General features: G+C 64.0%; 12 protein-coding genes. 8 read left to right on the top strand and 4 right to left on the bottom strand.

Features of this window, described 5'->3' with window-relative positions:
* Positions 1-86 precede the first annotated feature (86 nt).
* From IVB47_RS16775 to IVB47_RS16765, 3 genes are all read left to right on the top strand, one after another.
* Positions 87-404, top strand: a complete 318-nt coding sequence (locus tag IVB47_RS16775; protein ID WP_027567369.1) for a helix-turn-helix domain-containing protein — start codon at positions 87-89, stop codon at positions 402-404.
* Positions 405-575: 171 nt separating this feature from the next.
* Complete coding sequence (locus tag IVB47_RS16770) at positions 576-1,394, top strand: aldo/keto reductase (protein WP_247462711.1); 819 nt, start codon at positions 576-578, stop codon at positions 1,392-1,394.
* 49 nt (positions 1,395-1,443) lie between these two features.
* A complete protein-coding gene (locus tag IVB47_RS16765; RefSeq protein ID WP_247462709.1) occupies positions 1,444-2,445 on the top strand; it encodes a hypothetical protein in 1,002 nt (333 codons plus the stop codon).
* Positions 2,446-2,940: 495 nt separating this feature from the next.
* On the opposite strand, the gene IVB47_RS16760 is transcribed toward IVB47_RS16765, so the two are convergent.
* From IVB47_RS16760 to IVB47_RS16750, 3 genes are all read right to left on the bottom strand, one after another.
* Positions 2,941-3,993, bottom strand: a complete 1,053-nt coding sequence (locus IVB47_RS16760; protein ID WP_027567366.1) for an HlyD family efflux transporter periplasmic adaptor subunit — start codon at positions 3,991-3,993, stop codon at positions 2,941-2,943.
* A complete protein-coding gene (locus tag IVB47_RS16755; RefSeq protein WP_247286890.1) occupies positions 3,990-5,255 on the bottom strand; it encodes a glycosyltransferase in 1,266 nt (421 codons plus the stop codon). The genes IVB47_RS16760 and IVB47_RS16755 overlap by 4 nt, the downstream gene beginning before the upstream one ends.
* Positions 5,256-6,294: 1,039 nt before the next feature.
* The gene (locus IVB47_RS16750; RefSeq protein ID WP_247462707.1) at positions 6,295-7,008 is read right to left on the bottom strand and encodes a DUF599 domain-containing protein; all 714 of its coding nucleotides are present in this window, start codon (positions 7,006-7,008) and stop codon (positions 6,295-6,297) included.
* A 124-nt stretch (positions 7,009-7,132) separates the two neighbouring features.
* Here IVB47_RS16750 and IVB47_RS16745 point away from each other — a divergent pair, with 124 nt between their 5' ends.
* From IVB47_RS16745 to IVB47_RS16725, 5 genes are all read left to right on the top strand, one after another.
* Positions 7,133-7,795, top strand: coding sequence for a glutathione S-transferase family protein (locus IVB47_RS16745; protein WP_247397020.1), 663 nt, complete (start codon positions 7,133-7,135; stop codon positions 7,793-7,795).
* 87 nt (positions 7,796-7,882) lie between these two features.
* Positions 7,883-8,251, top strand: coding sequence for a YidB family protein (locus tag IVB47_RS16740; protein WP_247462705.1), 369 nt, complete (start codon positions 7,883-7,885; stop codon positions 8,249-8,251).
* A gap of 178 nt (positions 8,252-8,429) precedes the next feature.
* A complete protein-coding gene (locus IVB47_RS16735) occupies positions 8,430-8,633 on the top strand; it encodes a hypothetical protein (protein ID WP_007611353.1) in 204 nt (67 codons plus the stop codon).
* A gap of 158 nt (positions 8,634-8,791) precedes the next feature.
* Complete coding sequence (locus tag IVB47_RS16730) at positions 8,792-9,766, top strand: hypothetical protein (protein WP_247462703.1); 975 nt, start codon at positions 8,792-8,794, stop codon at positions 9,764-9,766.
* Between the two features lie 42 nt (positions 9,767-9,808).
* Positions 9,809-10,249 carry a DUF1489 domain-containing protein gene (locus IVB47_RS16725; RefSeq protein ID WP_247286885.1) on the top strand — a complete coding sequence of 147 codons (441 nt, stop codon included), beginning with the start codon at positions 9,809-9,811 and terminating at the stop codon, positions 10,247-10,249.
* 18 nt (positions 10,250-10,267) lie between these two features.
* Here the strand turns inward: IVB47_RS16725 and IVB47_RS16720 are convergent, their stop codons facing one another.
* Complete coding sequence (locus tag IVB47_RS16720) at positions 10,268-11,020, bottom strand: hypothetical protein (RefSeq protein ID WP_247361698.1); 753 nt, start codon at positions 11,018-11,020, stop codon at positions 10,268-10,270.
* Positions 11,021-11,040: the final 20 nt, after the last annotated feature.

Raw genomic sequence — 11,040 nt, 5'->3', positions numbered from 1 at the left:
ATTGCGCTGCGCTCCATCCGGGCTACTGGCCTTCATCTTTAATTCGAACTTAAGCGGCCTGCCGCATCATCGCCTTGCTTGGGGGAATGAGCATGCGTGTGCGGCTGAAGGCGGACGGACGGATCGTCGAGTTGCGGGATGGGCAGGAGTTTCCGGTCCAGCCATTTCCAATCCAGCCGGTACCCAACGCAGCGCCGGCCGAAGCCAGCTCGCTCGCCGTGCGCGATTTACGCCGCCGCGCCTGCCTGACGCAGATGGAGTTCGCGGCCAAGCTCGGCGTTCCCGTCGAGACCATTCGCAACTGGGAGCAGGGCAAGCGGGCCCCGCGGGGACCCGCCCGCGCGCTGCTCGCCGTGATCGCGCATGCGCCCGACACCGTGTTCCAGGCGCTCGCCAAAGCCTGAGCTCAAAGCCTGACGTCATGGCTTGAGTCAGGGCTTGGCGCGAACCTCCCGTTAGCATTGCGCCGAAGATCCGGCTCGGCCGCCGACGTCGCCCGTTGGCAGTGTCGCCAGCCGGGTTCATAATGACGCCTGGATGATGATTTGGGGCGACCGCGACAGAGAGGATTCCTCATGCTGTTCGTCGAGACCAATGGCGCAAGGATACCGGCGATCGGGTTGGGAACCTGGGAGCTGAGCGGGCGCATGTGCGCGCGTGTGGTCGAGCAGGCACTGCGGCTCGGCTATCGCCACATCGATACCGCACAGGTCTACGACAATGAGCGCGAGGTCGGCGACGGCCTGCGCGCCTCCGGCGTGCGCCGCGACGACATCTTCCTGACGACGAAGGTCTGGACCAATCATTTCGCGCCCCACGATCTCGAACGCTCGGTCAAGGAGAGTCTGGTGCGCATGCGGCTTCCCTGCGTCGATCTCTTGCTGCTGCACTGGCCCAATTCGCACGTGCCGCTGGAGGAGACGTTGGGCGCGCTGTCGCATGCCAAGCGCATGGGCCTGACCCGCCACATCGGCGTCTCCAATTTCACCGTGGCGCTGATCGAACAGGCGGTGGCGTTGTCGCCGGAGCCGCTGGCCTGCAACCAGGTCGAATACCACCCTTATCTCGACCAGACGAAGGTGAGGGCGGCCTGCGATCAGCACGGGCTCGCTCTGGTCGCCTACAGCCCGATCGCCAGGGGGCGGATCAAGAGCGACCAGACGCTCGCCGAGATCGGACGTCTGCATCACAAGACGCCGGCGCAGATCTGCCTGCGCTGGCTGCTGCAACAGAATGTCGCTGCGATCCCGCGCACCTCGCGCGTCGAACGCCTGTCGGAAAACATCGAGATCTTCGATTTCGAGCTTTCGGACGACGAGATGGCCCAAATCGCCGCGCTGGCCAGTCCCAGGGGCCGCCTGACCGATTTCGGCTTCGCGCCAAAATGGGATTGAGAGGGGGCTGCCGTATGCTAGGACCAGCTTGGCAACCTGAAGTCAGGCGATGGAACTGCGGAAGATCATACGGACGGACATTGCAGCGTCGGCAATCGCCCATCTGACGCTGGTCGCGCTGATCATCGTGATCAGCGAAGTCCATCCGTTTCACGCCAGCCCGCCCGAATCGGTTTCCGTCAGCATCGTGACGCCGGAGCAGGTGAAGCAGGAGGAGGCCAAGGCCGAGGAGAAGGCCGAGGAAAAACTCAAGGCGAAGCCGCCGGAGCCGACCCCTGACCTGAAACTGCCGAAGCTGGATTTCACCGACAAGGACAAGGCGGCCGCCGCGCCGAAGCCCGAGGCGAAGCAGCAGACCGCAGCACCGTCCTCGAAGCAGCAGGCCTCGCCCGAACAGCCGCAGCAAAAACAGCCGCAGCCACAGCCTTCACAGACGCCTCAGCAGCAGCGCGAGGCAAACACGCAGACGCAACCGCAGCCTCAACAGCCACAGCCTCAGCCATCGCAGTCGCCGCCGCCTCAGGCCATGCCGCAGCCCCCGACGCCGCAGCCCCCGGCGCCGCAACTCCTGCCGCAAGCGATGCCGCAGCCAGAGGCCGCGCCGCCCCCGTCCTATCAGGCGCCGGAGCCCGACGTCACCGTCAAGTACGGTGTCATGCTGGGCCTGCCGCCGGAATTGCCGACGGAACTGCCGAAGGACGCCCCCAAGGACGATGGCGGCGATGCCAAGGATTCAATCGCGGCCAAGCTGCCGGCCGAAATCATCGCCGAGCTGCGCCGTCACTTGCGAAGCTGCGCCAAGCTGCCGGCGGGGGTCGCGCCGACCGACAACGTCAACATCAAGCTGCGCACGGTGCTCGCCACCGACGGCACGCTGGCGCGCGAGCCGATCCTGATCGAAGCCCCGCCGTCCGCGAAGGGCGTGGCGCTTGTGAAGTCCGCCATGAGCGCGCTTCAGGCCTGCCAGCCCTACAAGATGCTGCCGGCCGACAAATACGGGGAATGGAAGGTGATGGACCTGCCGTTCAGCCCACGGGATTTCGGCGGATAGCAGATCGTCATGTAGCCCGGATGGCTTGTCCGCCGTAGCTCTAAGAGCGAAGGCGGAAGCGAAGCGTAATCCGGGGCCGCTCGCCCGGCATTCGGCACCTTCCCGGATTACGCCGCTGCGCTCCATCCGGACTTGCTGCTCAGCGCATAGAATGACCGTACGTCGAACTTTGCGTCTGGCGACGGACAAGCCCGAGATCGCCGCTAGTCCTTACAAGCCAGCCGGAGCACACGCTGGGGACACCACCATCTCAACCCAACACCTTGTGCACCGCGCGCTAGTGCCCAGGATCTCGCATGCTGGGTCAGCCGACACAATGTCGCGGCAGCACTTCGGGCACGTATATCCCGCGATGCTTGGTGCGAAGTCATACTCCGGACCAACGTAGGCGCAGATCATGTGGTGGAATACCGGAAACGAGATCAGAGCGGATGAGCCGCAAGCCGGGCAATTCGTTTGAGTCCCTTCGATCTGCATGCTGCACCTCGCTCCCTCTCACAGCTCGTCGAGCCCGAATAGTCCCACCAGCACGGAAGCGATCCGCGCGCTGAGTTGCGTATAGTGCATGTGGACGTCGACGGCCGAGTTCAGCGCCGGTAGATGCGCGCCTGGGCTGAACCTAATTCGCGCGATTTGCGAGGCGGTACGCTCGCGCGCCACTGACGAGCCCGGTCCCGGGTACACATCTGACACCGGCAGGATTTCAATGATCTCGCCCAGAATTCGCCGGTTGCCGAACAGGACAAACACTTCGTTGCCGACTTTTGGATCGGACAGGCGTTCGTTAGGAACGTACCAGTCGACGAAGACATCAGTGGGGTCGAGAATTTCTGCAATCGGAGTGCCCGCCACCAGCGATTGGCCGGCGCGCGCAGGATTGTTCGCGACTATGCCAGCTATGGGCGCGAAGACTCTCCCATCTGCAAAGCTGCTTTCAACCTTTTCGAGGCGATCACCGAGTTGCCGGCTGAATTCGTCGAGAGCGGCCAATTGAGTGCTGGCTTCGGCGGCTTCCGCCTCCTGCGAGACCACGGCTTTGTTCGCCAAGGCGCGCTCCCGGGACATGTCTATGCGGTAATTCAGGCTCGCGGCTGATGAGTTTGCGATAAGTTCGACGGCTTCCTCAGCAAGCCGCAGATGTGAGCGCGCCGCGTCGAGAGATTCGCGCGCAACCCGGGCCTTGACACGCAGTTCCGCTCTGCGGCCGGCGATGTCCGCGAGCGAGCGCATATAGGTGGCGACAATTTCATCGTGCTGCGGAGACCGAACCCTTCCGATTTCTTCGCCGGCCTTGACCGATGCACCTCTCAGCACGGTGATGCTGTTGATCTGCACGATGTAAGGCAGTGAAATCAAATATCTTGGTGAGGACACGCTGCCCGGCCCGCCGAGATAGAGAATTGGCCTCCCGAAATAGACGACAAAGAATGCGAGTATGCCGAATACGATTGTCGCATAGGCGGCGCGGACAGCCCGTCCCGCCGCGCGCCGACGGCTCTCGATGGGGTCGGGGATATGGGGATCGAGTCGTGTTAGCGTGATGGTCATTTGGCCACTTCCTTCGTCCGATCGCCGAATAGTGCACGGCGAACGCGCGGCGGCACGAAATCATCGTTCCGCGACGAGGCAAAGATGATTTCCGAAGAGTAGGAAAAGAACCGCGCGCACTTCAGATAGACGCCTTGGTAAAGCGGAAAGATCAGCGCCATCTTCCAGCCGAAGGTTCCGACGGATCGATGGAATAGGGCGAACACAAGTGCCATATTGAAGACCGAGATCCAGAGCAGCAGCACGTATATCGCCGAAAGAAACAACACGGCATCCGAGCCGAACAACAGCACAATGTAGGCCAAGTAGAATGGCAGGCTGAGAGTCGGAACGAGATCGAAGACGATGAAGTCCAGCCGTTGGATTGTGTCCGGTAAACGCTCTAGCGGGTGGCGAAAACTCAGCTCGCCATACATCATGAAACGGATGCGCAGAGCATCGCGATCCCAGCGCGCGCGCTGGCGCAGCAGACTTATGCCGCTTGCGGGGGCGGCTGTTTCCGCCCAGGCGTCGGACACGAAGCGAATGACATAGCCGAGCCTGCGGAGCCGCAAGGTGTATTCCATATCCTCTCCCGGGCCGACGTCGAGCCCGCCCTGCTGCGCGAAAATATCCCGGCGATACATGGAACAGGCGCCGGACAGACACGCGATCGCATCCACCACGTCTAGGATCGACCGCCCCGCGGTGATCGACATCAGGTATTCGACGCTTTGAAGTCCTGTCCATATCGAGTCGCGCTCGTTGCTGATCGCGATGCTGCAACTTGCGCCGGCGACGAGCGGATCGCTGAACGCAGCCGCGAGGCGCTCAACCGCGTTCGGTTCGAAGACAGTGTCGGCATCTACGGTCAAGAGAAGATCGCCGCGGGCAAACCGTGCTGCAGCGTTGATGGCGGCGCTGCGGCCGCAGCGCGTCCCATGGCAGATGACCATGTCAACCTGCCCCTGCGCTCTCGCCCGCTCCGCGACCGCACGTGTTTCGTCGGTGGAGCCGTCGTCGACGACGATGATTTCGACAGGTCGGAGGGTTTGCCGGCGCAGCGAGCTGATCGAAGGAGCAAGCCCGGAGCCGCCGTTGAACGTCGGGATAATCACGCTTACCCTCGCTTGGCAAACCGTCCCACTGGCGCTTCGCCGCTTCGAGCTGAACAGAGCAAGAGACACCAACGATAAGGTGTAGCGGGGGATGTCGAATATCAGCAGCGAGAAGGCGAGTAGAAATAAACTCGTTCCGGCGAGCACTTCGACCATTTCGGACATGCCGCCACCTCCACTACGACAGGACCACTCCGAGCATCCGACCAAACAAGGTTGCGCAAGGCAATTATCAGACCAGAAAATGACGACCATCGCGTTGATGGTCGAGTGGTAAATTGCGTAAACATTTGCTTTTTGTGTTTGCGCTATTCACCTGCAGCGTCGGCTTCGTCAGTTGACGATGACCGGCTCTCGAAGGCTGATTGTTGGCGTGCCGGCATCAGCGTTGCAGTTGGAGTTGTTCCCCGCGTCGATAAATCCCACAAGGTGACCAGGTCCGTCCAACCTTTCAGGCGCAAGACGGCCTCAGTCTGGAAAGACTGAGGCCGGTGGGGGCGTCGATGTACCGTTGGGGTCGGTACTCCAGAACTCTAATCGCGACGCACCAATCTGCGTATTGTCCTTGAGGACAACCAATCAGCACGTCGTCCCTCTCACACATCTGCGAACCGCCCGACGGGTATGCCGGACGGTGGTCCGTGCCACGCACACGCCGTTGATACGTGTCCTACCGACGCCGCAGGCAGCAGCGACTTCCGTAATCAGGCTTTCGGGCTGTGAAATCGGGCAGGTGTCATCGCCTGAGCCGATACTGCGAAGAAGAGGGCGGACGTGGCAATTCCGAGCGACTTGATCATATCGAGCTCCCTGGAAGCGCCCAACCGCCCGGCCGGCGCGGCGAAGCGATGGACGCGACTCCCTCAAGCTGATGCCCGCTCAAGTCAGAGAATTGAGACAGATCAAAGCGACTTCAGGAGTTCCCATGAGGCAATCGCTGCACAGGCCGAGACGCCGGCTTAGGATTATGATCGCAGGCTTCCCTGTGCCCTTGGATAAGAGGGGGAGGTGACCAGGCAAAGATACGGGCGAAATGCGCCGCGAGAGTGCGAAGCTATGTCTGCAATTCAAAATGCGAGCTGGAAAAGTGGCGCTGCCGCCTCATACTGCGTCAATGCGAGCGCAGCGACTTGTCCGCCACACTCCGCCCTCGTACCCCGGACGCAGCGCAAGAGCGCTGCAGCGCGTCCGGGACACAAGCGCGTCAACGACCGCGCCTCGTCTCCTCGCCATCCACCACCTCCGGCGCCATGGCCTCCCACGCGCTCGAGGCGAATTGCCGCCGCCAGGTCACGATCACCACGGCGGCCGTGGTCACGAACAACAGCCAGGGGCTGACGAACCAGCCGAGATAGCCGAGTGCGAAGAAGAAGGCGCGCTGGCCGCGGTTGAAGTGGCGGCCGGCGGATTCGAACAGGCGCGAGGTGCGGATCACATGGGCTTCGGCCTCCGGCGTGTCACGCTGCGAGGCCGCCGGCATGCCGCCGAACAGGATCGCGACATAGTTGAACAGGCGGTACGACCAGGCGAATTTGAAGAAGGCGTAGACGCAGATCAGGACAAGGCCGACGCATTTCAGCTCCCACATCGCCGGCGAGGTGCTGAGATCGATCGGCAGCTTGCTCAAGATCGTGATCGCGTCGTTGGTCGCGTGCAGCAGCGCCAACGCGCCGCCGAGCGCGATCAGGCTGGTGGAGGCGAAGAAGGCGGTGCCGTTCTGCAGCGAGGCCATGATCTGCATGTCGACCATGCGCGCGTCGCGGTCGAGCAGCCGGCGCACCCACACTTCGCGGTAGCGGTTCATGCGCGCCGACAGGCTGTCGCGGCCATAGGCCGAATGCTCCAGCGTCAGCGCGTAGACCAGCCACTCGATGATGAGGAAGCCGACGGCGGTGATGTCGACCCAATGCCTGCTCATGTCTGTCTCCTGGCGAGGATCGCAACGCTTGCCACGCATGGCGAGGTGCAGCAACGATTGATTGGCGGCAGGCGATGGCGTTAAAAGCGGCTCGCTAAAGGGCGTATCGAGAAGGACTGATGACATGGCTGCGCTGAAACTCGCAATCGGCAACAAGAATTACTCGTCATGGTCGATGCGGCCCTGGCTCGCGCTCCGCGCCAACGACATCCCGTTCGTTGAGACCCTCATCCCGCTCTACACCGACAATCCCGCGGACAAGGAGCAGATCATCTCGTTCAGCCGCGCCGGCAAGGTGCCGGTGCTGGTCGACGGCGACATCACGGTGTGGGATTCGCTCAGCATCATCGAATACCTTGCCGAGCGCTACCCGGAAGTGAAGCTGTGGCCGGACGCCGCCGCCGCCCGCGCCCATGCCCGTTCGGTGTGCGCCGAGATGCATTCCGGATTCATGGCCCTTCGCAACGAATGCGGCATGAACCTGCACCGCCCGGTGCACCCCGTGACGCTGTCGGCGGACGCCGAGGCCAATATCGCGCGCGTGCAGGAGATCTGGCGCGAATGCCGGACCCGGTATGGCGCCAATGGACCGTTCCTGTTCGGGCGCTTCGGCGCGGCAGATGCGATGTATGCCCCGGTCGTGCACCGCTTCCGCACCTACGCAATCGAGGTCACGCCGGAGACCCGGGCCTACATGGACACGATGCTGGCGCTGCCGGCGTTCCAGGAATGGACCCGGGACGCGCTCGCCGAAACTCTCATCATCGAAAAGTTCGAGAACGTGTAGTCGCGAATGTGATTGAGCGCGGCTTGACGGCGCAGTGCGTGGCGGCGCTCAGTCGCGGCGGAGCTACGGGCAAGGAGAGGGGACATCATGGGAATCCTGGACTCGCTGGAGAATAATCCGGCGCTGCGTAGCGCGCTCGGCCAGCTCGGCGCGGCCGTGTTGCCCGACGTGCTGAGCGAGGTGCTCGGCAGCAACAATCAAGGCGGTCTCGGCGCGATCGTCGCAAAGCTCCAGCAGGCGGGGTTCGGTGACCAGGTCAAATCCTGGCTCGGCAACGGCCAGAACCTGCCGATCGCGGCCGACCAGCTCCGCGGCGTTCTCGGCAGCGATATCGTCCGCCAATTGGCTGCGCGGTACAACATCCCGGTCGACCAGCTAGGTCAGATTCTGGCCCAGGAACTGCCCAAGGCGGTGGATCACGCCAGCCCCGACGGCCGTTTGCCCCATAGCGCCTGAAGAACCGGTTCCAGCGGTATCATCGGCTGGCGGCATCACTCTGAAATAACTGCAAAATTCGCACGTTTGCCATGTTGCATACTGCTGGCCAAAAACGCCCGCCGCATGCTATACCACGGCCGGGTTTCCGGCCGGCCGACGCAGTGGGACCATGGGCGTGGCAGGCGTTGTTTGAGTGATGGAGAGGGTGTTGAAGCACAAATTCCCTATTGGCGCGCGCGTATTGTTCACCGCCAGCAATGTCGCACGCCCCGCTGCCAGCGGCTCGTATGAGGTCATCCGCCTCCTGCCGACCGATGGTGACGACTGTCAGTACCGGATCAAGAGCTCGACCGAAGCCTTCGAACGCGTCGCCAAGGAAAGCCAGCTCGCGCTGTCCTGAAGGCCGCCGCTATCCGCGCATTGGCGCGTCCCGGGGAATTGTATTCTGCCGCCGTCAAAAGGCCCGCTTCACCTTCAAAAGGTGGGCCGGGGGCAGCAGCCGACTCTCGGTGCTCGCTTTGACCATTCGCTCTCTGCTCGCGTGAGGGGACGTCGCGCATGAACTGGGCATGGGCCTCGTCGCTCGACCAAATCTGGCGCTCGCCGGCCTTTCCAATGTGGATGATGCTGGCGGCTGCCGGCTTCTTCGGACTGATCCTCCTGGTCACGCTGCTGCGCGCCGAGCGATCGGTCGCCAACGGTGCGCTGACCGTTGTTGCACTACTCGCCATTGCCATCGCCTTGGCTGCCGTGGTGCGCGTCGATGGACCGGCGGGGCAGACCACGCCGACCGAGGCGCGCGCGCAGGCCGCGATGACTGCGAGCCTGCCGGCGCTGTCCTGTCTCGACGATCTCGCCGGCGAAGCCGTGGCCATTGGCTGCGAGAAGGCGCTGTTCGGCGCGCCTGACGCGGCGGCTGCGGCCGTCTCCACGACCGCGGCCAGGATCGACCGGCTGACGGCGCTCGGCGATGCCGCGACCGCGGAGAGGAGCCTGACGCCCGACATCAAGCTGCTGCGCAAATCGCTGGAGCGTGATCGCTACGGCCTGGTCGCGCAGGTGCTGGTCGCGCGCGACGGCTGCACGCAGTTCGACTGCGCGGCCTTCCGCTCGCTGACCGATCAGCAGCAGGTCGCCGCCAACATGGATTCCCGTCTCTTCGACACGCTGGTCGCGCGCTACGCGCCGACCTGGAATGCGCCTGCAGCAGCGCAATCGTTGCCGGCCACTGCCGCGCTTGCGGGACTGCCGCCGTCAATGCCGACGGGCAAGCCGACCAATGCGGAGTTCCCGAGTGCCTCGTCGACGCCGCCGGTCAGCATCATGAACCCGGAGCCGCCGACGCGCCAGGCGTCCCCCACCGCGAACGCAGCGGCCGCGCCGGCTCCGCGCGCCCCGGCGGCGGCCTCGGCACAGGCCGCAGCTCCCGCCGCGAAGAAGCCGCCTGCGCCGAAGGCTGCGCGGGCGCCGGCGGCAGCACCGGTTCCGCTCACGCCGCCGGCGGCAGCTCCCCCGGCTGCGGATAACGAGTAGATCGGCATTCCAAATGCGTGGCTGCCCGGCTAATGCTTGGGCATGCCACTACATCTGATCAAGCTCGCTGTCGGCTGCGAATCCATCAAGGAATTGAAGGAGTGGACCGCCGAACGGATGCAGACCGCCAAGAAGAAGGGTCTGCCGCAACATCACATCCACATCACCCGCATGGTGCCCAAGCGCGACGCCGAGATCCTGTCGGGCGGGTCGCTCTATTGGGTGATCAAGGGCGAGGTTGCCGCGCGCGAAAAGATCATCGGCATCGAGCCGTTCCGCGACAAGGACGGCATCGGGCGCTGCCGGATCGTGATGCAGCCGAAGGTGATCGCGGTGTCGCCGCGGCCGATGCGCCCGTTCCAGGGCTGGCGCTATCTCGCCGACGATTCGGTGCCGCCCGATCTCGGCAAGTCCGCGGCCGGCTCGATCGCGGCGATGCCGGAGCCGATGCGGCGCGAGCTGCGCGATCTCGGGTTGTTGTAGTCCGATACTCCCAAGGCGTCACTGCGACGGCGTCACGATGTGCAGCCGCGCCCAGTCGGACGGCGGTATGACGACGGGGCGCCCGCCTTCGCCGATGCCATCCACGATGTCGACGAGATCGGGCGCAATGCCCATCTCGTTCAGATATTTCCGGTGTTGCTCGCCAAAATACTCCGTGAGGCTCTCGCGCTGCTCAGCCGGGATGTTGGGCGCGAGCCGGTTACGGACGGAGCGGCTGCCCAGCACAACCTTCGTGCCCGGCGGCAGGCTGCGATGCACGCCGCCCGCCAGCGCGAGCACGCAGGCAAAATCGCAAATCAGATTCGACGCCGACAATCTTGCATCGAGCGGTCCGCCCGGACGCTTCAGCGTAAAGCATTCGGCGTCCGGCTTCCCGGCGCAGGCTGTGACCTCGGTCGTCCCGGCGGTGGCGTCGAGGCCGCGGTCGCGCAGGATGCGGCCGAGGCTGCTTGCGACCTTGAGATTGGATACGCCCCAGCTATGGATCACGACAGGCAGCTTGCGCCCGGCCTGACGGTCGAGGATCGCGATCAGCCGCTTGTAGCTATCCCACTGCACAGCCCCTTCCGCGGCAATCCAGTCGGAACACCCGGGCCCGCAGGCATCGGCCGGGCCATGGGCGACGTAGAAGATCATGGCGTCGGGCGGCGAGCCGAAGGCGCCGATCGGCGGACGCTGCTGGGCCTGTACGGCGCCTGCTGCAACGAGCGCCAGCACGCAGCTCACGATCCTCGCGCTGATGGATGACATGCCCCGCCAGTCGGCTCGCT

It is taken from the genome of Bradyrhizobium sp. 62 (genome assembly GCF_023073035.1).
GTDB lineage: Bacteria > Pseudomonadota > Alphaproteobacteria > Rhizobiales > Xanthobacteraceae > Bradyrhizobium.
The sequence above is the reverse complement of the archived record's forward strand: the minus strand, read 5'-3'. Positions and strand labels throughout refer to the sequence as shown.